The organism is Vibrio qingdaonensis, from assembly GCF_026191675.1.
Lineage (GTDB): Bacteria > Pseudomonadota > Gammaproteobacteria > Enterobacterales > Vibrionaceae > Vibrio > Vibrio qingdaonensis.
Map to the genome: position 1 here is coordinate 1 of NZ_JAKRRY010000040.1, position 25955 is coordinate 25955.

At 43.5% G+C, this 25955-nt stretch carries 25 protein-coding genes; 7 read left to right on the top strand and 18 right to left on the bottom strand.

What is annotated here, in order from left to right; genetic code table 11:
- Both MD535_RS21210 and MD535_RS21215 read right to left on the bottom strand, forming a co-directional pair.
- A partial coding sequence (locus MD535_RS21210) for a recombinase family protein (protein ID WP_265677026.1) occupies positions 1-1017 on the bottom strand: 1017 nt, incomplete at its 3' end.
- 60 nt (positions 1018-1077) lie between these two features.
- The gene (locus MD535_RS21215; protein ID WP_265677027.1) at positions 1078-2625 is read right to left on the bottom strand and encodes a carboxypeptidase M32; all 1548 of its coding nucleotides are present in this window, start codon (positions 2623-2625) and stop codon (positions 1078-1080) included.
- A 187-nt stretch (positions 2626-2812) separates the two neighbouring features.
- On the opposite strand from MD535_RS21215, the gene MD535_RS21220 reads away from it, so the two are divergent.
- The gene (locus MD535_RS21220; RefSeq protein ID WP_265677028.1) at positions 2813-3448 is read left to right on the top strand and encodes a LysE family translocator; all 636 of its coding nucleotides are present in this window, start codon (positions 2813-2815) and stop codon (positions 3446-3448) included.
- A 31-nt stretch (positions 3449-3479) separates the two neighbouring features.
- Here the strand turns inward: MD535_RS21220 and MD535_RS21225 are convergent, their stop codons facing one another.
- The 7 genes from MD535_RS21225 to MD535_RS21255 all read right to left on the bottom strand — a co-directional run bounded on the left by MD535_RS21225 (position 3480) and on the right by MD535_RS21255 (position 9199).
- A complete protein-coding gene (locus tag MD535_RS21225) occupies positions 3480-3728 on the bottom strand; it encodes a hypothetical protein (RefSeq protein WP_265677029.1) in 249 nt (82 codons plus the stop codon).
- 238 nt (positions 3729-3966) lie between these two features.
- Complete coding sequence (locus tag MD535_RS21230) at positions 3967-4233, bottom strand: DUF2960 domain-containing protein (RefSeq protein WP_250619056.1); 267 nt, start codon at positions 4231-4233, stop codon at positions 3967-3969.
- 27 nt (positions 4234-4260) lie between these two features.
- Positions 4261-6045 carry a bifunctional molybdopterin-guanine dinucleotide biosynthesis adaptor protein MobB/molybdopterin molybdotransferase MoeA gene (locus MD535_RS21235; RefSeq protein WP_390902968.1) on the bottom strand — a complete coding sequence of 595 codons (1785 nt, stop codon included), beginning with the start codon at positions 6043-6045 and terminating at the stop codon, positions 4261-4263.
- 142 nt (positions 6046-6187) lie between these two features.
- Positions 6188-6772: a molybdenum cofactor guanylyltransferase MobA gene (mobA, locus tag MD535_RS21240; protein ID WP_265677031.1), complete on the bottom strand. Its 585-nt coding sequence runs from the start codon at positions 6770-6772 to the stop codon at positions 6188-6190.
- Positions 6750-7502 (bottom strand): energy-coupling factor ABC transporter ATP-binding protein, encoded by a 753-nt coding sequence (locus tag MD535_RS21245; RefSeq protein ID WP_265677032.1) that lies wholly within the window; start codon positions 7500-7502, stop codon positions 6750-6752. Before MD535_RS21245 ends, mobA begins: the two co-directional genes overlap by 23 nt.
- Before the next feature lie 162 nt (positions 7503-7664).
- Positions 7665-8366, bottom strand: a complete 702-nt coding sequence (locus MD535_RS21250; protein ID WP_265677033.1) for an ABC transporter permease — start codon at positions 8364-8366, stop codon at positions 7665-7667.
- Positions 8366-9199 (bottom strand): substrate-binding domain-containing protein, encoded by an 834-nt coding sequence (locus MD535_RS21255; RefSeq protein ID WP_265677034.1) that lies wholly within the window; start codon positions 9197-9199, stop codon positions 8366-8368. The genes MD535_RS21250 and MD535_RS21255 overlap by 1 nt, the downstream gene beginning before the upstream one ends.
- Before the next feature lie 243 nt (positions 9200-9442).
- On the opposite strand from MD535_RS21255, the gene MD535_RS21260 reads away from it, so the two are divergent.
- Positions 9443-10903 (top strand): sigma-54-dependent transcriptional regulator, encoded by a 1461-nt coding sequence (locus tag MD535_RS21260; RefSeq protein WP_265677035.1) that lies wholly within the window; start codon positions 9443-9445, stop codon positions 10901-10903.
- Positions 10893-12950, top strand: a complete 2058-nt coding sequence (locus tag MD535_RS21265; RefSeq protein WP_265677075.1) for a sensor histidine kinase — start codon at positions 10893-10895, stop codon at positions 12948-12950. The genes MD535_RS21260 and MD535_RS21265 overlap by 11 nt, the downstream gene beginning before the upstream one ends.
- 110 nt (positions 12951-13060) lie before the next feature.
- On the opposite strand, the gene MD535_RS21270 is transcribed toward MD535_RS21265, so the two are convergent.
- From MD535_RS21270 to MD535_RS21295, 6 genes are all read right to left on the bottom strand, one after another.
- Complete coding sequence (locus MD535_RS21270; RefSeq protein ID WP_265677037.1) at positions 13061-13537, bottom strand: hypothetical protein; 477 nt, start codon at positions 13535-13537, stop codon at positions 13061-13063.
- Between the two features lie 7 nt (positions 13538-13544).
- Entirely contained in the window at positions 13545-13958 is a 414-nt protein-coding gene (locus tag MD535_RS21275; RefSeq protein WP_265677039.1) for a hypothetical protein, read from the bottom strand.
- A 10-nt stretch (positions 13959-13968) separates the two neighbouring features.
- Complete coding sequence (locus MD535_RS21280) at positions 13969-14502, bottom strand: hypothetical protein (RefSeq protein WP_265677041.1); 534 nt, start codon at positions 14500-14502, stop codon at positions 13969-13971.
- A gap of 2 nt (positions 14503-14504) precedes the next feature.
- A complete protein-coding gene (locus tag MD535_RS21285; RefSeq protein ID WP_265677042.1) occupies positions 14505-14960 on the bottom strand; it encodes a hypothetical protein in 456 nt (151 codons plus the stop codon).
- A gap of 2 nt (positions 14961-14962) precedes the next feature.
- A complete protein-coding gene (locus MD535_RS21290) occupies positions 14963-15313 on the bottom strand; it encodes a hypothetical protein (protein WP_265677043.1) in 351 nt (116 codons plus the stop codon).
- Positions 15314-15420: 107 nt separating this feature from the next.
- Positions 15421-16458 carry an AraC family transcriptional regulator gene (locus tag MD535_RS21295; protein WP_265677044.1) on the bottom strand — a complete coding sequence of 346 codons (1038 nt, stop codon included), beginning with the start codon at positions 16456-16458 and terminating at the stop codon, positions 15421-15423.
- 241 nt (positions 16459-16699) lie between these two features.
- Here MD535_RS21295 and MD535_RS21300 point away from each other — a divergent pair, with 241 nt between their 5' ends.
- From MD535_RS21300 to MD535_RS21310, 3 genes are all read left to right on the top strand, one after another.
- Positions 16700-17848 carry an HlyD family secretion protein gene (locus tag MD535_RS21300; protein WP_265677045.1) on the top strand — a complete coding sequence of 383 codons (1149 nt, stop codon included), beginning with the start codon at positions 16700-16702 and terminating at the stop codon, positions 17846-17848.
- A complete protein-coding gene (locus MD535_RS21305) occupies positions 17838-18908 on the top strand; it encodes a DUF2955 domain-containing protein (RefSeq protein WP_265677046.1) in 1071 nt (356 codons plus the stop codon). The genes MD535_RS21300 and MD535_RS21305 overlap by 11 nt, the downstream gene beginning before the upstream one ends.
- 189 nt (positions 18909-19097) lie before the next feature.
- On the top strand, positions 19098-19595 hold the full coding sequence (locus MD535_RS21310; protein WP_265677047.1) for a hypothetical protein: 498 nt from the start codon (positions 19098-19100) through the stop codon (positions 19593-19595).
- Between the two features lie 202 nt (positions 19596-19797).
- On the opposite strand, the gene MD535_RS21315 is transcribed toward MD535_RS21310, so the two are convergent.
- From MD535_RS21315 to MD535_RS21325, 3 genes are all read right to left on the bottom strand, one after another.
- Complete coding sequence (locus tag MD535_RS21315) at positions 19798-20571, bottom strand: hypothetical protein (RefSeq protein WP_265677048.1); 774 nt, start codon at positions 20569-20571, stop codon at positions 19798-19800.
- Between the two features lie 77 nt (positions 20572-20648).
- Positions 20649-21542 (bottom strand): mechanosensitive ion channel family protein, encoded by an 894-nt coding sequence (locus tag MD535_RS21320; RefSeq protein WP_265677049.1) that lies wholly within the window; start codon positions 21540-21542, stop codon positions 20649-20651.
- A 14-nt stretch (positions 21543-21556) separates the two neighbouring features.
- Positions 21557-23905 (bottom strand): ATP-binding protein, encoded by a 2349-nt coding sequence (locus MD535_RS21325; RefSeq protein ID WP_265677050.1) that lies wholly within the window; start codon positions 23903-23905, stop codon positions 21557-21559.
- Between the two features lie 270 nt (positions 23906-24175).
- Here MD535_RS21325 and MD535_RS21330 point away from each other — a divergent pair, with 270 nt between their 5' ends.
- Positions 24176-25768, top strand: a complete 1593-nt coding sequence (locus MD535_RS21330) for an ABC-F family ATPase (RefSeq protein WP_265677052.1) — start codon at positions 24176-24178, stop codon at positions 25766-25768.
- Positions 25769-25955: the final 187 nt, after the last annotated feature.

Consider the following 25955-nt stretch of genomic DNA (forward strand, 5'->3'; position numbering starts at 1 on the left):
TTCTTTAGTAGCTGTGCAATGCATTCGTCTAACGATTCGTTCACCAGATTTAGTTTTAAAAATCTGATTCTGAGTAGCTATAGCAGAGCCACAATATCCACATGTACAGAAGCCTTTACCTAGACCAGTGATTAGATTAACGAACTTCTCGGAGCCTTTAGTGTTCTTACGTTTGTTCAGTCGATATTGAACAGCATCAAAGTCCTTTCTAGATACAACAGCAGGGTAGTAGTCATCTAACATTACTGAACCATTAGAGTTAACGACTCGACGGCCAAACAAAGCTGGGTTCTTGAGTACACTAACGACAGAAGTCATTCCCCAGTTTTCAGACTTGCCGAATGGTTTATGTCCTTCTGAGTTAATCATTCGTGCGATGGTTTTCGCACCAGTACCATTTAAGCTGAGTTCTACAATTCTTCTAACCGTGTCAGCTTTCGCATTGAGTTTGTATTCCCAGCCTTGAGATGCATTGAACCTATCAAACCAAGCAGGAACAGCTCCACCTAGACTTCTAATCTTATGCTTTTGAAACTGATTGATATTATGCTGGATAGCGGCTTTGCTTCGCTGTGCCTTAGTCTCGGATTCTTCATTTGCTCTGATAGCAATCAACAAGCTATAGACTAGCTTCATTGGGTCATTATCAATTGTCTTTTCGTTGTATACAGCGCCATCGGATGCAGTGACGACAGTTATTCCGTAGTCAATGATTTGAGAGAGTAAGGCTTGTGCTTGACGTGGCTTTTGGCGAGATAGTCGGTCTAGACGCTCGATGATAAGAGTAGAGTCAGGTTCTACATCACCAGATTCAACAGCAGCTAGAAATAGACCTAATGCGCCTTTAGATAAGTGCTTTGCGTGATATGCGGATAGGCCATCATCTACTAAAGTGCTGTCTAATACGAGGCCATGCTTTTTTGCATAATCTTCGGCGTATTTTAGTTGTCGAGCAGTGGAAGAACCTGCTCCTTGTTCTTTCTTACTGAATCGAATGTAAGAATACACTTTACCCATAACGCTCTCACTACAACAAAAATGAAGAGCTAGACTAACAGGTAAAGTGTATACATTGAACTACTTCAAATAACGCTCTTCTAGGTGCTTGCGGAAGTGTAGTGGATTCAGTGCTTCACCAGTCGCTTGTGTCATTAGGTCGTCTGTAGTGAACAAGCTAGCTTTCTTCCAGATGTTTGTATCAAGCCAGTCAAAGATAGGTGTTAAATCACCCGATTGGATAATCTCATCTACGTTCATTAACTTCTTGATAGTAGCCATTTGTTGAGCTGCGTACATAGCTCCTAATGTATAGCTCGGAAAGTAACCAAAGCTCCCATCACACCAGTGTATATCTTGCATACAGCCGTTTTTGTAATTGTGTGATTGGTTACGTTGAGCATCTGTCCAATGGATATCCTGCATACAGCCATCTTTATAGTTATCTTTTGTCGATAAGCCTAGATATTGCTGCATTTTGTTATCCCAAAGTTCAGGAATATCTTTATAGCTAATTTTACCGTTCATTAAATCGCGCTCGATTTCGTAACGTAGGATGACATGAGCGGGGTAGGTCAACTCATCCGCGTCTACGCGAATATAACCGGGCTGAACGCGGGTGTAGATTTTCTTCAAATTGTTTGCTTCAAAGACGGATGGGTCATTGCCTTTAAAATGTTGGCGTGCAAGTGGCGCAAGGTTAGCAATAAATGGGTCACTACGCCCCAGCTGCATTTCAAAAAACAGCGATTGAGATTCGTGAATGCCCATAGAGCGAGCTTGCCCAGCCGGCAAACCAGCCCATTGTCGAGGCAAGCCTTGCTCATAACGAGCGTGACCCGTTTCATGGACAATTCCCATTAGAGATTGCACGAAATCTTGTTCGTCATAGCGAGTGGTAATACGAACGTCTTCCGGCACTCCGCCACAAAATGGGTGAGAACTAATATCGAGTCGGCCATGTTCAAAGTCAAAGTTTAGTAACGACATTACCTCTAGGCCTAGCGCATTTTGCGCTGAGGTAGAATAGCTTTCATTACTAGTATGAACGGATTCTTGTTTTTGTTTGTCTTGAACTTGTTGGGTTAGTTCTGGTAACCATGAAGTCAAATCACCAAAAATACTATTTAGCTGCTCGGAATTGACGCCTGGTTCATAGATGTCCAGCATAGCATCGTACGGTGTTAGGCCAGCTACCTCACCACGAATTTGCGCTTCTTGCTGTGAAAGGTTGACCACTTCTTCGAAGTTGTTACAAAAACCAGACCAATCGTTCGCCCCACGCTGCGTTCGCCAAGCGTGTTCACATTTTGAGCCGGCCAACGATTTAGCTTTGACCAAGTCTTCCGGCACTACGGTACTTAGCTGCCATTGCCTTTTCATTTCTCTTAAGCTGGCATGCTCAGGCGCAGAGAGATTTTCGTCTTGGGCTTGGTTAATTAAGTCAGAAAGGTGCGGGGCGGTAGACAGTTGGTGGATGTGTAAGGACAATTGCGCCATGGCTTCAGAGCGAGCTTGGTTGCCTCCTGAAGGCATCATCGCGGCAGCGTCCCATCCACAAATTGCAGAGAGATGATTATAATTTGCTATTGTTTTGTAATGTTCAACGAGTTTATTGTAGTTTTCCATGTTACGTAACCTTCCAAGCGAACGATATTACTACGTTAACATCTACAATGGACTACGAAAAGATTAAGCTAACGGGAGGCTTGTTTTTACAACAAAATCGTTGTTCTATTCGATTCGCTAGTGGCTATTTTTCATCGCTTGAGTCAAAATCCTGTTTGACCTTGATGAACACGAAACAGTGGATGTTATGTATTTTCTAAATGTAGAAGCTTTTCTCGTCGCGATTGTTATCCTCACTATGACCCCCGGACTTGATACAGCGTTGGTTATCAGAAATACCTCGAGAGGCGGCTTTCACGATGGTGTCATCACAAGCTTAGGTATTTGCCTTGGGCTATTTGTCCACGCGACGTTCTCTGCGTTGGGCATTTCTGTCATATTGACACAATCTGCAGAGCTGTTTTCGCTCGTGAAGGGCGTTGGGGCGGCATATTTAATATGGCTTGGGATTTCAAGTATACGAGCGCTAAAGGGAGCAAAAGGAGTAGACGTTGCCGACATAGCATCACAAGCACTAGGGACGTCTAAGTCTCTTAGAGAAGGCTTTCTCTCCAATGTATTAAACCCTAAAACAGCGGTGTTCTATTTGGCCTTTCTGCCTCAGTTTATTAACCCCGAATATTCACCGTTTGCACAATCTATGGCGATGGCGGCGATTCATTTTGTCATCGCGATGCTTTGGCAGTGCAGTTTATCTGGGATGCTTAACTCGGCTAAATCGCTGCTTAAAAGTGGTCGATTTATGCGTTGGATGGAAGGGACCACCGGGGTGGTTCTTATTGCTTTAGGGGTTAAATTACTTCTCGAAGAACCTCAACTTTAACAATAGTTTTTGTCGTGCGCACGAAACCTTATTAAGATTGCTGTTTCACTCGCTGTAGCGACTGGCCAATAGTGAGCAGTTTACGCTGAGTTACAGACGGTGAATTAAGTATATACTCGTCAAAACACTGATAAGACAACTTCTCTTCATTGATTTCTTTACAGTAATTTCTTGCTTCTAGATTATGCTGGTATAACGCACGTTCGCTTGCCAGTTGATCTGGCGCAGCGCAACCAGTAAGAAGTGCAAAGATGAAGGCTATTGGTAGTAACTTAAACATACGACCCTAATTGAATGATTTGATTAACGATATAGTAATCATCTATAGAGTAGTTAGTTGCCATTTCACGCCAAAAGTTCCATGGACTTAAGGTTTTTTCTACGGGTAATATCTTAATTGAATTTAAATAGAGTTGTTGCACATGTGGAGAAGCGATAAGTGACAGAAGAACGGGGGAGATCTAACTTAATCGCGACGAGTGTCGCCACAATTAAGTTAGATGGCATGCGTTACATGGTTATTGCGGTTTTTTGCCTACACCATGGTTTTCTTTTTGAGCGAGTGTCAATTTGGTAAAACCAAGTTTACGAAAGTGATTGTCTCTGTAGTTACGTACTGACTTGGTATCAGAGATCGCTTCGATTTGTTGCTCCATTTTTAGGAACTCAGTTAGATCAATACCTTCAGCTTCTGCCACCGCTTCATGGATGTTGCGATGCTGTTGATAAGAAAACGTTAGTGTTTTGTCTTCGTCTTTATATGTGTAAAGAATGGTACGAGCCATAATTTGCTACCTGCTGAAAATTTTACGCTAGATTCTGCCTTGAAGTGGGACGATTGTCACGCTTTCACCGGTTTTTACTGTATCGATATTTGGAGAAATCTCAATGAGACAGTTGGCTTCACTCATTGAGCGTAAAATCCCTGAACCTTGTTTGCCAGTTGTACGCACGGTTAACTGACCGGTCTCTTCATTCATGGTGTACACACCTCGGCTAAATTCGGTGCGGCCTTGGCGTGAACGAAGCGGCATTTCAGCAACCGCACTTGCTTTAAAGGGCAAGAACTGCTGGATACCCTGCATTTTTCTAATGGCGGGTTCAACAAAGTTAATGAACGAGACCATCACGGCGACAGGATTCCCCGGCAAGCCGAAAAACGGTTTACCATTAATATGGCCGAAGGCGAGGGGGCGACCGGGTCTCATGTTTATGCGCCAAAAATCAACATTACCGCTTTTTTCAAGTACATCTTTGATAAAGTCGGCATCACCAACAGAGACTCCACCAGAAGTGACCACGAGATCCGCTGACTCACTGGCATTTAAGATAGCGGCTTCCATGACCGATTCGTCATCTTCAAGAATTCCGAGATCGACAATATCGCAACCGAGTTTTTGAAGCATTGCCATAATGGTAAAACGGTTCGAATCATAGATAGAATTTGCTTTTAAAGGGCTGCCAGGCGCCTGTACTTCATCGCCAGTAGAAAAGACGGCGACGTTAAGTTTACGTTTTACTTCAACCTGGCCAAATCCAAGTGATCCTATCATGCCAAGCTCTGGGGCTTCGATTAAGGTACCTTTCTCAAACACCGATTGTCCGATGGCAAGATCTTCGCCAGCTTGTCTGACATTTTGACCAGGTGTAATAGCAGCATTACCAAAAGAAACTTTGCTGTTAGCGTGCGTTGCTTGCTCACGCATGACTACCGTATCGGCCCCTTTTGGCATTGGCGCGCCCGTCATGATTTGAGCCGCCTGACCTTGCTGCAATGTACCGTCAAACGCGTGACCTGCCATGATGCTAGCAACCACATCAAATTGCTGCTGACCATTGTTTTCAGTTGGTAAATCTTCAGCACGCAGTGCAAATCCGTCCATTGCTGAGTTGGTGTAGGCTGGTACGTTAATAGGGGAAACGATATCTTGCGCGAGTACGCGGCCATACGCTGACATGAGCTCGACATTTTCAGTCATTGCTGCTGATGAAACTGCCTCTAGTATTTTCTGCTGTCCTTGTTTGACCGACAGTAAGGCAGGCGACAGCGTATCGCAGCAACTTGCTGGTGCTTCAGTTTTTCCAGCTGGCGATAGGTATTCGATGATAAATTGAGAGATAGCATCTAAGTCGTTAATGTCCATAGTGGGTAATGGCACGTCGAGCACACTATCACTAGCGATGGCAATAATATTCTCGTCACTGGGATGAAGCCAAGGTTTACTCAATTCTTTCCGGTTCAGCTCTATCTTCGGAAACGCGATATTCTTACATCCTTCCACCAATATCACGTCGAGTGCTTTATGGTCAAAACGGGAGAGTAAGTGTTCGAAGTTCGCTTCTTCCTCTGGCGTCTCTGTCATTAAGGCATGACGATAGCGGGAAGAGATTAACATTTGGCTCGCGCCAGCTTTACGCAAGCGATAGCTATCTTTACCGGGTTTATCGACATCAAAATTGTGGTGTGCGTGTTTGAGAACACCAATTTTAAGCCCAGTTGCGGTTAATTTCGGCAATAAGGCTTCTAATAATGTTGTTTTACCTGTGCCGCTGTAGGCAGCAAAACCGAGAAGTGGAATGTTGTTGATAGTTTTTATGGTCATAACAAACTCTAATTTCGATGGTTTTTGTAAGTCGCTCTGTAGGAAGGAAACGTTAGCCATTACGTTGGGCAGAAGTCCTTCTTTTTGAACCGACGTAGGTTTATTCAGTTTTTGAGTTAATCAAAGAAGGTTTTGCTCAATGGTTCGCTGCCAAGCGAGCAAGTTCTTCTGGTGTATTAAGGTTAACAAAGCAGTCAGGCGAGTCAGAAAAGTCGACATAATCGGTGTGGCAATCTTTATAAAGGAGGATGATTTTTCGGTCGCCTCGCTCTAAAAATGCTTCTAACTTGGGAAGAACACGTCGGTGGAAAAGGGTAAATACGGGCTGGTGATACTCCCCGTCATGTGCCACAAGGATATCGGAATCTGGTGTGACGTTGTCACAAAATCGACGGATGAGTGACGCGTCGATAAAGGGGCTGTCGCAAGGCACAAAGCCAACCCAATCATGCTTTGCTGCCAGAAGACCTGCGTGAATGCCGCCTAAAGGACCCGGATAGTCGGGGAAGGTGTCGCTAATTACAGGGGCATACTGTGCGTAGTGGTCGTGGTTCCGGTTTGCATTAATGGTAATGTCATCGGTTTGAGACGATAGTCGCTGTAATACATGCTCAATTAACGGTTTACCATTGAACTCGATGAGCCCTTTGTCATTTCCGCCCATGCGTGAGGCTTGTCCTCCAGCGAGGATAACCCAACTAGTCTGCGCTGGTTGCAGCATAAGTACTCTCTTGATTGATATTCGCGTGTTTGATGGCGCTTTTATTGACGCTGCTTTTATCAATTACTTGCAGCAATGGCGATTCTATCAAGGTACAGTCTTTTATCCACCACTGTTTTCGACATAGAGCGGTGAGCCTATTCGCTTGATGACTTGTAACGACGATGCTTGACCCCAAGTCCAGAAGATCCTGTGCCATGGTCACTAAACGCTCTATCGACTCTTGATCAAGGGACGCACTAGGTTCATCCATGAGTAAAATCGAAGGCTTGAGTACCCAAGCCCTTGCCATTGCCACACGCTGTTTTTCACCTCCTGACAAAACAGAAACATGTTCGTCAGCAAGCGTTTCTAGCCCGACAAGTCGTAATGCGGCGATAACATCGGCTCGTTTGTCGTGGGCATTTTGTCGTCGGTGCTTTAAACCGTAAACGACGTTTTGATAGACTGTTCCATCAAATAAGTAGGCAGACTGATGCAAATAGATGACATCCTTCCGACCAGCACCAGAGCATAAACGGTTAAAAAAACCACCTTGCTTAGGGGTAATGACACCGCTACTCGGTTTTAATAGTCCCGCTAAAATTTTAAGTAGTGTCGTTTTACCCACGCCATTTGCTCCTTTGAGATAGACGGCGTCATTGGGACCAATACTCAACTCAGGAATATGGAAAAGCACGCGAGTATTGAATCGCATGGAAATCTGCTTAGCTTTTAATTGTATTGTCATTATTCTTGTAATCCTAAAGCAGAGCCTTTGAATAAGTATAGTGGTTGAATGATAATTCGTAGCCACCTTCGAGCCCTGAATGTTCCGATGCTTCACCATTATGCTGTTTACGTAATACGTTACTCATTAAACAACGAGGTGTGACTAGAAGGTAAGGTGTTGCTAGTGGGTTCGTAGCACGCCTTTGCCTCTCATGGACGACAGCATAAAGTTTAAAACTAACGCCAGAAGTAATAGGACAATCCCTAACGCTACACCTTGAGCAAACGCGCCTTTATGACTTTCCATTGCGATAGCGGTAGGGATATTTCTAGTGAGTCCCATAATATTTCCCCCAACCATCATTGAGCATCCCACTTCTGTGACGATGCGGGAAAACCCTGCAACGACCGCAGCGAGTAATGGAAAACGAGACTCCCAAATCAGCGTCATCAACGTGCGAGTTCTCGACACCCCTAGAGTAATGGATGTTTCCATTGCTCTTCGGTCAGTGCTTTGTAAAGCACCGTGCATCATAGAAACCAGAACTGGAAAGCAAATTAGCATTTGCCCGACTATCATCGCTTTTTGGGTAAATAGCATTTGCCAGTCCCCTAATGGGCCTGAGCGAGAAAGCAGCATGTAAAGCAATAATCCAATGACCACAGTAGGGATAGCTTGTAGCGTATTAACTAAAGATAACAACATCCATTTACCGGGGAAGTTACTATAGGCGAGTAGATAAGAAAATAAGATAGCCGGCAAGACCACCAAAGAGACAGCGGAAATAGAGACACTAAAAGAAACCGCGACAATTTTCCACAGCTCTCGGTCTAGGCTAAATAGGAGGCCAAAGGCCTCCATTGTGGTTTCAGTAATACTCATTAACTATTGGGTGTCTCTGCATTCGCCACAAACAACTGTTCGCCCATTTTGCGATAGCTATTAATCATTGTCTGGCCTTTATCTGAAATTAACCACTGACTTAATGCCTTCGCGCCCTCTGTGTTTAACGTAGGAAAGCGAGATGGGTTAACCAAAATCACTTGGTAAGGGTTAAACAGCTGCTTGTCTCCTTCAAAGAGCACTGCTAAATCGAGTTTAGCTTGATAGGCGAGCCACGTGCCACGGTCAGTCATAGTATAGCCCTGCATCTCTGAGGCCATATTGAGCGTTGGTCCCATGCCTTGTCCAACCGAACGGTAACCGCCAAAGTTTGGCTCAATATTTGTTTGTTGCCAAATTTGCAGCTCTTTTTTGTGTGTACCTGAGTCATCGCCTCGTGAGATGAAAATAGCGTTAGTTTTTGCGATGCTATCGAAGACTTGGTCGATGCTTTTTTGATCATGTATGTCTGCTGGATCTTTTTCAGGACCGACGATAACAAAATCGTTGTACATCACTTTGTGGGGTTCGATGCCGTAACCAGCTTTTACAAAGGCCGCCTCAGCTTTAGGGGCGTGAGTCATGACTAGGTCTACATCGCCATTTTCGCCCATTCGAAGGGATTTTCCGGTACCAGCGGCAATAATATCGACTTGGTATCCTGTTTCCTTCGTAAATTCAGGCAGTAGGTAGTCTAATAAACCAGAATGATAAGTGCTTGTGGTGGTCGCTAGTCTAACGTGAGGTAGTTCACTCTGAGGTGCTTCTGCATAAGCCGATACAGAAAGTGTTGCCAAGGAAAGGGCTGAAACCATCAAATGAGGGAGCTTCATAATAGTATCCATTTTTGTATATTTTTATAGGAGAGCGTAATGCTCCGGGTGACGTAGCATGTTAAGCAAAGACAATGCCATAATTTTTATAGGAAAAAAGTGGCAAAGTGCGACATTTTGCTAAATTTTTGTCACGGTAAACTACAATTAGTTTGAGCTGGGACAAAATGTCGCAATTTTAATAAGGATGTTTTGACTCATGTTGGTACACTCTGTCCCAAATAGGAATAATAACAAGTATTTATGGCATTCTTTGACTCTTCAGAAAACTCTCAAGCGCAAGCTTCCCCTTATCTTGCCTTCTCAGCTCTTGTCGTGGACGATGAAGTTGGTATGCAAGCCGTACTAAAAAAGGCGTTAGGCAAAGCTTTTGGTCATGTTGAAACCGCAGGAAGTGTAGAGGAAGCGGAAGCGTTACGCCTTCAAAATCATTATGATTTGATTATCCTTGATATAAATTTGCCAGGACGATCAGGGATTGAGTGGGAAGAAGCATTTAATGATGCTGACCGTAAGGCGGACATTATATTCATGACTGGATACGCGGACCTAGAGGTCGCCATCAGTGCGCTTAAGTTAGGGGCATCGGATTTTATTTTGAAGCCATTTAACCTTCAGCAAATGCTTCAAGCCGTGAGTCGTTGTATGGACAAGCGGTCCGCTGAACGTGTCACCGCCGCGCTAAGTCACGATATAAACCGCCGTGTGTCGAAGGAGCTTATCGGTTCTTCCATCAAAACAACACAACTTAAGCAGTTGATTAGTCAGTTTGCGCCTTCAAAGGCATCGGTGCTGATTGAGGGCGAGTCAGGGACGGGTAAAGAATTAGTGGCAAGAGGGCTACATGATGCCAGTAAACGTAAGGGGCCTTACGTAGCGATTAACTGTGGTGCTTTAGCACCAGAGCTACTTGAAAGTGAACTCTTTGGTCATACGGCAGGTGCGTTTACTGGCGCTAAGAAGAGCCGAGAAGGGTTATTTAGAGTGGCGAGCGGTGGCACTTTGTTTCTAGACGAAATCGGAGAAATGCCGCTAGCTATGCAAGCCTCATTGCTAAGAGTGCTTGAGCAACGCACTGTGAGACCCGTGGGTACCGAGCGAGAAATCAGTGTGGATGTACGAATCGTCGCGGCCACGAACCGAAACCTACAACAAGAAGTTGAAGACGGCAAATTTAGGCAAGACCTGTTCTATCGTTTAAACGTGTTAAAGATCGAGGTGCCAGCATTGCGTACGCGACTCAGTGACTTAAACGAATTAGTGCCTTATCTGACAAGAATGTTAGCCAAAGAGTTGGGCGTTGTGGAGCCAAACTGGGCGCATGAAGATATGTATGCCATGCAAGATTATGATTGGCCAGGCAACGTGCGCGAACTTAAGAATATGCTAGAACGTTGTATATTGCTCAATAAGCCACCAGCGCATTACTTTAGAGAGCTGAATGGTCCAGCGGTCAGCGCTGCAATTACGTTATCGTCCAATGATATCACTACGCTACCTGCGACAAGCGGAGCTGGTGAGTTGCAATTTGGTTACCCTGATTCATGGTCACTAAAAGATGTCGAGAAAGCTCACATCCAACAAGTAATGGATTCCCATTCGGGTAATAAGTCTGCCGCGTCGCGTGACTTGGGAGTCGCAAGGAAAACCTTGGAGCGTAAGTATAAAGAGTGGGATGAAAGTAGGTCGTCGAATGAGGATTAACAGTTATTTAGTCAGTCGATGGCGATTTCGCACTCAAACGATGGTGCGTTATCGATTATTGTTTCTTACGTCAGCGCCTATTGTTCTTACCTTAATAGCCATGTTTGCGATTACGGCCTACTGGTCTATTCACTATACGTGGCAGAGTGCATTGGTTGATGTTGGAGAACGGCTGAATATTGTTACCGATAAATTGGATAGTTTGCAACACGAGCAGCATGAACACTTACAGGCGTTTTCCGAGTCGTATGAATTTAGAACGCGCCTTTCGCATATTCAGTCTGCTCAAGAGTTTGATGAGTGGGTTAAGCGACAAAATACTCGGTATCAACTCGATTTTTTACGTTGGATTCCGATTCAAAGTTTGTCCGATGTAAACGACGGTGATAATGCACGTGCTGCCACTCGTCAATACCAAGCAATGGCCAGTTATCAATCTTTTTTCGATGTATTGAAACGTGAAGATGCGTTTGCTTTAGAACCTCAAATCGCGGAACACTCAGAGGTTCGCCATCAATCTACGCAAATGTTAGAAACTCGCTCACTTGTTAGTCGTTCTGTGGTCGTTATATTTGATGATAGCAGCCAAGTGGTTGGCTATCTCGATGGCGGAGTGTTACTCAATAACAATTTTGAGTTGGTTGATGGCATTCGAGACACGATTTATCCAGAAACAAGCCTAGCTCGTCACGTTAAAGGGACAGTCACAATCTTTTTAGAAGATTTACGGGTGGCGACCAATGTACCGATTGAAGCGTCATATCAAGGTCGAAGAGCAATAGGCACTGTCGTTTCTGAAGAGGTACGGCAGCGTGTCCTAGAGCAAGGGCAGCGTTGGATCGATAAGGCTTACGTCTATGATACCTGGTATATAGCAGGCTATGACGCACTGCGTGACCGTGATAATAACATTATCGGTATTACTTATACTGGGTATCGTGCTTGGCCACTACTCAAAACCTATTTAACCAATGTCGGTGAAGTTACCGCAATCATTGTTGCTATTTTGTTGTTGTCTGGATTTATTGTTTACCGTGGTGCGCGGGGTCTTTTTAAGCCAATTGAACAAATACATCGAGTGGTGAAAATGGTACAGCTTGGTAAAGACGAAGAGCGTATCGGTGATATTGGATTAGATAGTCAGCACGAGCTAAGTCAGCTTGCTCGGCAATTCGATAACATGCTAAATCAGCTGCAATATCGCAACGAGCAAATTCAAGAAGCCGCTCATGAGCTAGAAGCTAAAGTGGCGTCAAGAACCGCGAGTTTGAAGGACAAAACTGAGCAGCTAGAGCTGCATATTCACTTGTTGAATCAAACCAAAGATAAGCTAATTGTTAATGAAAAACTGGCGGCTTTGGGGGAGCTAACGGCAGGTATTGCTCATGAAATTAATAACCCTACCGCTGTTATTCTTGGCAATGTGGAACTCTTAAAGTTTGAGCTTGGTGATGATGTTAGCGCCGTTGAAGAAGAGGTGGACGCGATCTTAGTGCAGATTGACCGCATTCGAAACATTACCCGAAGTTTACTGCAGTATAGCCGACAAGGTGGCGTGCAAGATGAAGTGACGTGGCAGCACGTTAACCCCATTGTCGATGAGAGCGTCACTCTCGTTCGTACGGGTTCTAAGAAGCGAGATGTCGAATTTTACGTGGACTTACATGCGAAAACACCAGTAGAAATCAACCGTCACCAATTGCTGCAAATTTTGGTTAACCTGCAAATGAACGCGATACATGCGATGCAGGGTAAGGGGCGTCTTACAGTATTAAGTGAAGACTGGATTGAAGGAAGCGAAAAAATTGGCGCATTAATTCATATTATCGATGAAGGTTGTGGCATTTCAGATGCTAATTTGAAGCGAATCTTCGACCCATTTTTTACCACTAAGCGCGACGGTACCGGATTGGGTTTATCCGTATCGCAAAGTATTTTGAGTCAAACAGGTGGTGAGATAAAAGTAAAATCCGAGCTAGGTAAAGGAAGCCAATTTACCTTGTACTTACCAAATAAAACCGATCATCATCTATTAGTTAGCAGTTAGCAGTTAGCAGTTAGCAGTTAGCAGTTAGCAGTTAGCAGTTAGCAGTTAGCAGTTAGCAGTTAGCAGTTAGCAGTTAGCAGTAGGGCAGTCATGGTGGCTTGGCTGCCTTACTATCTAACACATTCAGTACTCCATTCTAGCCGCATAACGAGTTCACCTGCGGGGACTTGGGATTCATCAAGGTTAATACGAGCCCAGATCTTAACGATATTATCATGAGCGAGTTGTTGTTTATCTAGCACAACTCCGTCTCTCCAATACTCTATATCGCCTTCATAAGTTTGCGGTACCTCAACTTTAAATCGAATAAGAGCTGGCGATAGTCGAGATGCCCATTCACCAAAATCGGCATAATTTAATTTGAGTCGTATTTGTCCTCGTTCAATGTTGTTCTCAACCTGTAATTGTATCGCTCGACCCGAGTAATACTGTCCAAAGGAAAGTTCGCCGCCACCATCTATCACTTCAATACCACAGCGCTCAGGAACGTGAGCTTTGAAATGCAATTCACTGGGGGCTGCCATCGTTTCACTAAGTGGCATCAGCATACAAACAATAGTAAGGAAAAAAAGTAGCTTTTTTATCATCGATGTATCACACCATTAGCTGAACAAGGAAATCGCGCACCGATTCATCCAATTCAGCTAACTCACTATGAACGCTATCACGATCCTGATCTACTACATACATGGTTTTAATGACCACGTTTTTGTGGTCATATTGATATTGAATTACAGCGTCGCAATGAACGGTTCGTTCGTTTAAGGTATCGACAGTTCTCGTGTAATTGACACGGCTGGTTTGTTGGGCGGTTTTTATTAATGTCCAGTCTAGAAATTCACTATTTGCTAATGCGTCAAACAGTCGCAGCCCATGAGCGTTCAATGCACCTTGGCAAACCAATTGATAATGGGCGGTTTGCTCAGGTGGAAGTACCTGAGCGTAACTATCAAACGTAATTAATGAATTAAACGTAAGCAATGAACTAAACAGTAACGTGTTTTTCAAAATATTCCCCTTAAGAAATACAATAAGCCGTCCATTCTGTCTCAAGTACGATGTCCTCTTTCGCTACCGCATCCGCTTCGTCGAGATCGACTTTGGCTTGAATTTCGAGTTTATGCCCTCCGCCAAGATCGTCGTGATCAAAGGTTTGCCCTACCAACCAATCAGATACGGAACCTTCTTTGGTAATATCCCCAGAAACCTTAAAGTGAAACAATCGATTATGAATAGGTGCAAAATAGTCTTCATCATCAAAGTCGATATCAGTGAGTTTTAATTGAACTTGACCATCATGGCTGTTGTTAATAATTTTAATTTCTGCGGCTTCTTGCCCATAATCTCGAAATCCTAGAGTACCATTTTCTTTTTCTACTTTTATTCCACATTGAGACTCGACATTTGCTCTAAAATACACTTCACCAGTATCGTTGCTATCGGCATAGCTGTAGCTTGTTAATGTGAGTAGAGATGTGGCAAGCAAGCTTAGAGTAAGAGTAAGAGTAAGAGTAGGAACGCTCACTTTTTTTGTATTGCTATTTATAGTCATGTTTACTCCGCAAATGACGTGTTGGTTTGTTTCATCTGTAATAGCCGCTGCTTCTCTGCTGCTATTTGTAGTAGTTTCAGTTCATGCTCTGCTTGAGCGAGCTCTTCTTCACGCTTTCGCTGTAGCATTTCATAGCGATACAACTTGGTACAATCAATACGATCCTCTCCACCAAACTGAATAGTGACCGCGGCGTAAATCCCTTTATCATCTTCATTATAATAATTATGGTAAGGGTCATAGCCGCTACCATCGTTATATTGGTTATCGGCACCGCTGCTTCCATAGGTTCCTACTTGAAATGTTTTACCTGTAGATACGGCTTGTTCACAGCTTGCGCCGCCGGAAGTACGAATCCTGTCGGTACCCGAGGGGTTTGATACCGACGGGATAGGGTTAGCAAAGGCAGCGTTTGATAGAACGAGCACGCATAAAACCAAAACATGTTGGAATTGCATAGTCAGTACCTTTTAAACGTCAGTTGGGTACAGACTTCATACGTATTAGGTGAATCAGACACCATCTTGGTGCAAATGTATTTCTCTGACGTGGTACCCGAAGGGGTGTTAACCGTGACGTCGAGTTCAATTTCTTCGTTAGGCTTCAATGGGATCTTCTGAGGAAAGACTTTCTTATCGATTCTCAGAAAATAATTGGCATTGATGTTTGACCGGTTCAATAGCGTGAATTTGACTTGAGTTTTGTCTGAGTACGCGTCAAATGACGTGTTTTTCCACTTGTGTACATTGGCTTGAGTTACGAATGATGTGGTTAGCATCAGTAAACCGATGGATGGTATTAAAAGTCGCATTTCATCACTCTTTGTTTGAATTAATAGTGAATATTAATGCGACACCAGATAGATTAATTACCATTTCATGCCATCGAAGAAATAATAGCGAATAGGTAAAGGTGGGATTAAGGTTGGCGATGAACCTTATTTAAGCTGAGAATTGTTTTTTGATATAGCTTTGGTGTTAGGCCACTGATTCTTTTGAAAGCACGGGAAAAATGAGAGATATCAGAATACCCGAGTTGGTTTGCAACATGTGTTAAAGAAAGTTCTTCTCCCATCATTTCAACAGCGACGGTGAAAAGAAGGTTGTCTTTTATATGTCTAAAGTTTGTTTTCTCTTCATTAAGGCGTCGTTGTAATGTCCGTGGAGTCATGCGCAGCAGTTTTGCCGCTTGTTCAAGGGTTAAATTGTGCTCACGAACATAAGGAAGTAGGGAAGTGAACACCTTGTCGGTAAAGTTGGCGTGCCAAGTCACTAGCGGTTCTTGTTTGGCGATATCTTTACTAGTGATTCTGACGCTTTGCTCGAGTATATCGTCATCGATCAAAATAGCCATTTTATCATTGCCAACGAAGTACTGGATGTCTTTGCCAATAGTCAAATTAAACACATCGGTATTGCTTGATTGAAGTTTCACTTGTTTAGGTGACCAATTTGTTTTGGTTAAAGCGCGGATAAATTCAATCGCATACATTAAGGCAAAGACTTCAGACCATAAGTAAAGTTCGTTGTCTTCAAATGGCTTATAACGCAGATACCAAGTTCTTCCATGCACTTCCTCGACACCTGTAGTCGTACCGACTGTATCGTATTGATAGATCATGTTTGATGAGATAAGTGCTTCTTTTACCGTAGAAAATTCTTGAAACTCCCCTAGTAATTTAGGTACTAATTTTTGCCTGATTGCCACTTTTAGCAACTCGCCAAAATTCGTTGTACCTAATTGATGCGCCGACAAAAACAGCAATCGGCGAATGGGCTCAACGGGTAAAAACTCATTGTCTAAATCATGAAGATCGGGTGGCAACCCTGACTCACGGATAAGCTGATGGGCGTCGTAATGGTTTTCTGCAAGTAGTTCGATGATGATCCGTGCGTAACCCGATTTAATCATGGGTACGGGTTCAGTATTTTTTGTATCACTGAGCGTCGATGTCATCCGGAGTGTTCCTTTTACTAATTTCCCACGTTAATGATTATAATCATCGGATGATTGGCGCAATATGGCAAGTTTATTAGGGCGATTCTTTTATCCTTTATAGCAACGAAAAGCAGTACGGCTAATGGTCGGTATGGTCACAAAAATATCGTTTTTTCAATGTATTACTGTTGATCGCTAGCATATTTAGTCTATATATAACGATAGAAGAATTGTTGAAGGTTGTAGCAAGGAAGACAAAATGAGTAAAGAAATTGAGCCAAAATGTGATGCCGAAGAGCAGGTTTCGGATAAGGACGCTGAGCAAGCGAGTCAAGAAGGGCAAAACAGCCAGCAACGAGTAAGAAAAGTCACCAATTTGCTTCTTGGAGTCGTCGCCCTATCAGTAGTCGTGAGTATTGCGTCAGATCGGATAATTCCTACAACTGATAATGCGCGAGTCAAAGGCTATGTGGTTCCAATTAAGCCACAGGTGTCTGGTCAGGTGACGGATATACTGGTGAGGCCCAATCAATTGGTCGCAGAAGGGGACGTTTTAGTCACTCTTAACCCGGTAGATTATGAAATTGCGGTAAAAAAGGCTGAACAGGACTTAGCTATCGCAGGTCAGAATGTTGGGGCTCAAACGGCATCAATCGCTGCGGCGCAAGCCCGACTTACGAGTGCTTCAGTTGAAAAAGACAATGTTGAACTGCAAACCCGGCGTGTACTTGCTATGGCGGAAAAGGGGGTCATTTCAGTTTCTGAAGCGGACAAGTCTCGTGCTGCATTGGCAAGAGCCCGTGCGAATGTCCAAAATGCGCAAGCCGATCTTGATAAAGCGAATAAACAATTAGGTAGTGCTGGAGAAGAAAACAGTCAAATCAAAGCAGCGTTGTTGGCGTTAGAAAAAGCTCAACTTGATTTAGCGCGAACAACCGTTCGTGCTCCTACGAATGGCGGCGTGTCTAACTTCAGTCTATCTGAAGGCTTTTACGCCACCACTGGGCAGCCAATGATGACATTTATTTCTACAGACTCAATTTGGATTGAAGCGTATTTCAGAGAAAATAGTTTGGGTAATATCCAAGCTGGTGATGAGGTTGAAATTGCATTAGATTTTGCTCCAGGGAAAGTGGTTAAAGGAACGATTTCAAGTGTGGATTGGGGGGTGGATTGGGGGCAAAGCAATCAAGCCGGTAAGTTAGCACAAGCAAGTAATCAAACAGGTTGGCTGCGCCAAACACAAATGTTGCCAGTTATGATTGAATTCAATCCAGAAGATACCAAGGGGCAGCTACGCATTGGCGGTCAAGCCGATGTTGTTGTCTATACGGGCGATAATGTTGTATTCAATAGCTTAGGTAAACTATGGATTCGATTTGTCAGTTGGATGTCTTATGTCCGATAACGTGGAGTCGAGAAGCCATAGCCCAGAGTTAGTGTCTAGGCTGTTAGAAACTAGATTACGAGAAACTCGGATTTTGCGCTTTGCTTATGGTGTTGGAATAGCGACTTTTCTAGCGGCTTGGATTGATTGGCCTCTTGCCTTTGTTGCTCCGATCTTCACGGCTAAATTTCTCTTTGAGAAAAAGACCATGAATAAAAGCGTGGTGTATGAATTGCTGTTGGCGATGATTGCTACAGTAGCGATTGGCATTGTGTTGAGTATGGGATTTTCTCACTATCCAATTCCACTGCTTATCGGTGTCGGTGGGCTAATGACGTTAGGTTATTATCTGTTCCTAGATCCTAAGTGGAATCTGTTTGCAACAATCTTACTAATGGCGGTATTAATGCTGCCATTTATGGCGATAGACAGTCCTGCTGTTGCCGCTTTTCTTGGGTTTGGGTTAAGTGCATCGGGTGCCGTGGCGGTGGCGGTTTTTGCTCTAATGCATATTTATCTTCCTGAAACTGAAGTAGAGCAAGTTACACCAGCGACGCCAGCGATGACCGAGGAGTTTCGGTGGTTCTCTGCGATGCGTGCCTCAATTATTGCCTTGCCCGTAGTGGTGTTTTTCTTCGTATTTCAAATATCAGAGGCATTACTGTCGATGATATTTATCGCCTTGCTATCATTGATGATTACGGGAGAAAAGTCGATAAAGCTTGGCGCTTTTTTATTGATCAGTAATGCAATAGGCGGCGTCATTGCCATTGGTGTGTTTGGTGTATTAGCACTGGTACCTGCAATGGCCTTTTATACACTGTGCATTAGCCTCATGGCCATTGTGTTCGGGAATAAAATGTCTAGCGAACCGACTAAAGCGCCAATATATAGCACGGCATTTAATACCGCGTTAGTACTGATTGGAACAACCATGATGAGCTCAGGCGTAATCGACGAAAAAATGTGGATTCGCCTTGGTTTGTTGCTCATTGTAGCGATATACATGGTTGTTGCTGCGTATTTCATTGAAACGAGAAACTGGCAAATATTAAAATTTAATGGGCAGATGATGAAGTAGGAACAAAATGCTTGGAAAAGGGTTCTGTTGCTCCTTTTTAGCGGAGTCGTCATTGGTGATACAGCGTTAGTGATCGCATCAGATAATGTGTTTTGAATTGTCGTAAAATGATAAGTAATAAATTCAGTGCCGAAATATGATACGCCAAGCTAGCAGAAGCTTGGCGTTTACTATTTAGGAGACTTGATTTTGACAAAAAAACTGATTTTTCTTACGACGCTTCTTGCGTCTGGGGGAGCTATTGCGAATAGCTCTGGTGGGAATGACGTGTATTTTAATACCAATATTGCGAGTCAATGTGGGGTAACGGTAGTGGATGAGAGCGGAACTATCGGTGAGTTCCATGGTGAAGATAGGGTATCTTCCGATGATGATCCCGCTTCCGCTGATATTATTAATAACGTGGTAGATTCAATTTCTGTATCAACAGTCGTAGATTATCAGGATGGGAAGTTACTAGATATTAACGGTGATCCGTTTTTTAATTGGACCATTGTTGATACTTCTCGCGACAAAATTATAGATACAGGCGATTTGACGAGTAATAGCTTCGAATTTGGCGTACCGCGGATTCAAAATGTTACTAATATTAAAATTTACGTCAATCAAAACGGTCTAGATGAACTGACAGCTGGTAGCCATACGGTACAGTTTTCTTTGAACGTAGTGTGTGCTGGGGCGAGTTAATGCCGGGTAAAGAGACAGGTGAATTATGGTCGTATTGTTTAGAGTACAAGATATAGAAGAACTATGGTTTCATATTGATCTCGCGACGTTTCTTCAAGTCAAACGAGTTTAATGGAATAAAGAGGGGACTTAAGAGTGCTACAGCCAGTCGTTAAGTCCCTTTTATGTTGAGTGAGGAGGGTGAGCTTTAGAAGGAGCACAATTAAAACATATATGCCCAGCCAATCATTGGGCCTTTTTGGGTCACATCTAATTCTACCGGACCGTTTGTACTGTCGGTCGTATTTTGAAGGTTTAGATATCGATAGCCGAACCAGAGGTTATTGTGCTTACTAAAACTATAGGTCCCGGCAAGATTGAGTCCTCGGTTTATATCGTTGTCACCAGCAATACCCGCATCCACTGTTAAGCTTAACCCCCAGTTGTTGCCAAAGTGATGGGCATACTTTAAGCCAATCAGCCAGTCGAATTGGTGGGAACTGGATGTGATGGTACCGTTTTTATCATTCCAAAATGGACGGTCACTGTTGGCACCTACTTTCACATCAATTTTACTGTAGACATGACGCACTCCAGTCAGTAGCACTAAACCATGCGTGACTTCATAACCCGCGAACACATCGTTCAACGACATGTGAGCACTCAGGTCAACATTGAAACTGGGAACGATAACCCCGGGCTGAGTATCCGTATCGTTTTTGACATGAAGATAATTTGCTCTAACGCCGAGTAGCCACCTGTCTTTTTGAGCATAGAAATCCCCCATTAAACCGAAGTTTAAGTTGCTAACAATGTTGTCAAAAGGGATGTCAATATCAATCTTGTCGTTTGCAGGACCCGTTGTGCCCGTTATACTCGGTGCCCATAACATCGGAAATACGACAAGAAACTCCCATTCTTCGTCTTTATCCGTTGCCATCAAAGGCGATGACGTGAGCAATGCTGCTACCACTATAGTTTGTCCTAAAAAACGCATTCCTATTCCTTTAAGTACGTTTATATTTCTATAATTGTGTGGGTATAACGTTTGTATCGATCTTTGCATCTCGCACGCTACTCTATCGTGCGGTTGTGATTCTGCACCGCAATTTGTGGCGCATTAATATTGTGTTTACGAAATTCATCAATCACACGTAAGGTAATATCCGTTTCGAAGAGTTTTTCATACGCGGTGTCTACAACATACGCTTTACAGGTGAGTTGTACCGCTAAGTAATTGTCAGTAATCGTTTGTTTGACTAATACCGTAACAGGTTTAGGCAAATGAATATAGCGACTAGACGACGCTGCTTCCTGAATTAAGTTACGTGCCATGACAATGTCTTCATTCATGCCAACGTAGAACGGAATGACGACTTGCATATCTAATGCACCATAGTTACCGCTGACCGTGACTTCGTTAAGAAATTTGTTGTTAGGGATGGTAATGATGTCATCGTTCAATGTCCGCATTCGAACCGAACGTAATCCAATGGTAGTAATATCCCCGTAGTTACCTTCAAATGTGACGCGGTCACCAACCTGAAAAGGGCGGTCAATCATAACGGTCAGCCCGGCGATGAAAGAAGCAGCAAGGTCTTTTAATGCAAAGCCTACAGACACTGCGAGTGTGCCACCAATGAGGGCAAGTATATGGTCATTAATTCGAAAACTCAGCATGAATACAACCAAGCCAGCGGTCATGTAGATAAAGAACTGCAAAAATGACTGCAGTTTTTGTAGCAACATCCGATATTGAACGAACTGCCCGCCAATACTCTCTACCATCGAATTCATAAATTTAATGAGTACCCAGGTGCCCATCATAATAAGAATGCTGAATATAACGCCAGACCAACGAATCAAATTGGTAAACTGGGTAATATTTTCGACAGATGCGATCGCTTCCTCAGCATTAACTGCACTAGAAAGTAGCAGTAGGGCGATAACGTATAGCCATTTATTCATAAGAGAAAGCCCTGTTATTTAACGAGTAAATGTTGACGGTCTAGAACATTAGTAATGTGTCTAAACCAGTGATCGGAGACCCGCGCTTTATCTTCAGCCCACTCAATATAACCTCGACTTTGAAAATAACGTAAGGTGCCAATGACTTCTGATATTGTCAGCTGTGTACAGTCGGAAAGGTCATCGGGTGACGCGGCTTCTAATTGCACAATAGAGCGCAGGATGGCAAGCATAGGTTTGGGCATTTTTTCTAACTCCTCTGATTCTGGAGCATGAAAAAGTCGCACAACAACATGACCGTTAGTTTTATCTCTTCTTAAAGATAACCTGAAAAAGCGTAATGCAACGGTTGGGTTACCATCGGAATAATGCCAAAGGATGCGATAGAAGCCTTGTCTCGCGCGTTCCTCTTCCGTTTCGCTGTCGTTGTCCCATTGTTTTGGTACCACGAGGCCATCAAAACTCAATGGATTCTCGATCTGTTGGTTTATACGCGTATCCAGTAACTGATGAATTTGTGTTTCGCTCCAGCGAGGTAGAAAGGCGACCCAGTCAAACAACAATCGCTCGCCCCGCGCTCGGTCTACAAAGCGCCAGCTCGCTTTCTCGATGGCAAAGACAGCGCGATGGTTTTTCTTTGAGCGGCGGAGCAGGTTAGTGAAGCGAATCAGGTCGTTGAGGCCGCCCACTTTGGGTTTTACTAACCTTTGGCAATTATCAATCGCAATAAGATATGGGATCTCGCTCTTACGCAAAAGCGTGAGTATCTTCACCTCGCTAGTCTCAGGCTCTAACCCCAAACTGATGGCCAGTTCAACCAATAACTCGCTGTAACCTGCCAATGGACAATTGATATAGATGGGTTCAGCATTTTTGGTTTTACCTAATAATTGCTGAAGCAAGCGAGTCGCACCTACACCACGTTCGCCTGTAATGACACAAATGGCTGGATTGTCGGTGAGCAAATATTGCGACAGTTGTTTTATTTCATTCTTGGCGTAATCCACTAGCGGGCTTTCTTCATTACCTGGAAGAATATACTTAAAAGCGTCGTCACCGCGGACTCGAACTAAACTATGGTCGCCTTTACTGCCTGTTTGTTTGGCCACTTCAATTTTGAATAGATAGGTCAATGCTTGATTAAAAAAGGTATTTCTTGATAGTAACCCAATGGAACGATTCTTTAAGTGGTGAAAAGTTAGCCAAATCGTCGCAATAGTAGTGGCAATAATACCCAAGAAGAACGTGTCTTTTTTTCTTGATGCCCAAACGACAATGAGTGGTTTCTCTGTAACACGTTCTAATGATTGAAAGACGGTGGGCTTCCACATCATCAAGACGGTCACGGTAATAAATGCAAACCAAAATGAAAATAAGCTGTATATCCAGTAATAAATGGTGCCTTTACCTAGTGTCTCAGAAGAAATTTGCAGTACCACGCCGGCCAAAATAAAACTCCAGACATAACGGCGTATGGTTGAGAGCCGTAATGCAACGATAACCGGGCTGGAAGCCATACTATTGCGATGAGCAAACTCCAAAATAAAGCTAATGGCAATGGATCCACCGAGTACCCACCACGTAAAAATCTCCAGATAAATGAGATGCTCGAGCGCATCTATGCTACTTAACACTCGTAGAGAGAGTGTGAGCGCAATTAACCAAGCAATTGCACGACTCGCTCGACCGATGTACCAAATGATGCGAACCCAAATAGGGGGCTTAGACATGTTGGATGCAACGTGCTGCTTAAACTGCTCAAACAAACGTTTCTGATTGGCTAGCCACCACATTAATAATGAGTAGATAAAAAAGACTTTGAGTGCTGCCCAGATAACAGGAATTGGCGATATAAAAATTTCTTTTACGAGTGTTTTAATGCTGATGAATTGCAAAAAAACAAAGTACTCTGCGTTTAACGTAGTGAGCTTGAGCTCTTGCTTAAATTGAGTCACGCCATCAGGACCGAACCCAGTCAGTTGTTCTCTAGTACGAGAGGATGCTAAGTCGAGTAAGCGTTGCTTACTAAGACTCAAACTTCCCAGCGTCAAATAGTGATTCTGAACGCTTAACCAGCGTTCGTCTTTTTCTGTCGACGCGTGGCGGTAGTCCTTCAAAGATGATTCAAACGCACGAATTTCATCATCTTGCAGTTCTAATGTTACTGACAACAACCGTCGAACTTTAGCTTGCTCAGAGGGTGTTAAGAATAATGGGTTAGAAAATGCAGCGACTTCCTTCTCCATATCAACCGCGGTTTGAGATAGAGCAGGGAGAGTCTCATCTTGAAATTCCCACTTAGCTATTGCGTGAGAACAAAAAAGAGACATAAGTAACGATAGTGTAATGATGAGCTTTTTCATGATTCTGCACACTGCCTGTAACTGACTGTATAAATAGGTATTGTCATAGTTATATAGTGTAGTTACCGTAATCGCACTTCGCCCATTTTGGCAGTAGAAAATTGAAAATGCCGAGAATATGTATTAGAAATGAATAGTTCGTGGCCACTTTGTCAGTAAAAGCTTTAACTTTACCGAAAAAAGCTAAGGGCGACGCCACTTTGTTACTTGCAACCTAGGCAAACTCCCTGTACGGTTGCGCAGTTTTGTTCACTTTCAAAGGTATTGCTTGTGCTTTCAACCGCTAACATCACTCAACAGTTCGGCGCTAAACCACTGTTTGAAAATATTTCTGTCAAATTTGGTGACGGTAACCGTTATGGCCTAATTGGTGCAAACGGCTGTGGTAAATCCACATTTATGAAAATTCTAAGCGGTGAGCTTGAGCAATCTGGCGGGACGGTATCTTGCGATCCTAACGAACGAGTGGCAAAGCTGAACCAAGACCAATTTGCTTATGAAGCATTCTCTGTTATTGATACCGTTATCATGGGTCATAAAGAGCTATGGGAAATAAAGAAAGAACGTGACCGCATCTACTCTTTAGCAGAGATGAGCGAAGAAGATGGCATGAAAGTGGCCGATCTTGAGGTTGAGTTTGCAGAACTTGATGGCTACATGGCGGAATCTAAAGCAGGTGAATTATTACTGGCTGTTGGTATCCCTCTTGATCAACACTATGGCCTAATGAGCGAAGTCGCTCCAGGCTGGAAACTTCGTGTTCTATTGGCTCAAGTTTTATTTGCTGACCCGCATATCATGCTACTTGACGAACCAACGAACAACTTGGATATGGATACTATCCGTTGGTTGGAGCAAACGCTAAACCAGCGCAACTGTACCATGATCATTATCTCGCACGACCGTCACTTCTTAAACAGTGTCTGTACGCACATGGCTGATCTAGATTACGGTGAGTTACGACTTTACCCTGGTAATTACGATGAGTACATGTTTGCTGCGACTCAAGCTCGTGAGCGTCTATTGTCGGATAACGCAAAGAAAAAAGCGCAAATTGCGGAGCTTCAAACGTTCGTTTCTCGATTTTCTGCTAACGCTTCAAAAGCAAAACAAGCGACGTCTCGTGCTAAGCAAATTGACAAGATTCAGCTGGATGAAGTGAAAGCGTCTAGCCGTCAAAACCCATTCATTCGCTTTGAACAAGAGAAAGAACTATTCCGTAACGCGCTGATTGTTGAAGAACTGTCTAACGGCTTTGATGACGGTATGCTTTGGTCTGACTTCAATGCGATTTTTGAAGTCGGTGAGCGCGTTGCGATTATTGGCGAGAATGGTGTGGGTAAAACAACATTACTTAACACGCTTGCAGGCGCATTAGAGCAAAAATCAGGCACGTACAAATGGTCGGAAAACTCTAACATTGGTTACTACGCTCAAGATCATGCGCATGATTTCGCGGAAGACCTCAATCTAACAGATTGGATGGGGCAATGGCGTCAAGAAGGCGATGATGAGCAAGTGGTTCGTAGCTTCTTAGGTCGTATGCTATTTAGCCAAGATGACATTAAAAAATCAGTGAAAGTTCTGTCTGGTGGTGAGCAAGGTCGTATGCTTCTAGGCAAATTAATGATGCATAAGCCAAACATGTTGTTGATGGATGAACCAACAAACCACATGGACATGGAGTCGATTGAATCCTTAAACTTGGCGCTTGAGAACTACAAAGGCACATTGTTGTTCGTATCACACGACAGACAATTCGTATCATCTTTGGCGACGCGTATTCTTGAAATTAAAGATAACAAGATCAATGATTTCAAAGGTACGTACGAAGAATTCCTAAAAATGCGCGGTGACGCGTAAACTTGAGAGTGTTTATCGATACTTAGACGTTTAAAAACACTGAGTACCGTCGACCAATCAAAAGCAAAAAGGCAGCCCATATATATATGGGCTGCCTTTTTTACAACGTTAGGTTTAACCAGAGGGGCTACTTCGGCAGTTTAGTGCGGTATGAAGATTCGGATCGCGTTAGCAAAGATCTTATAAT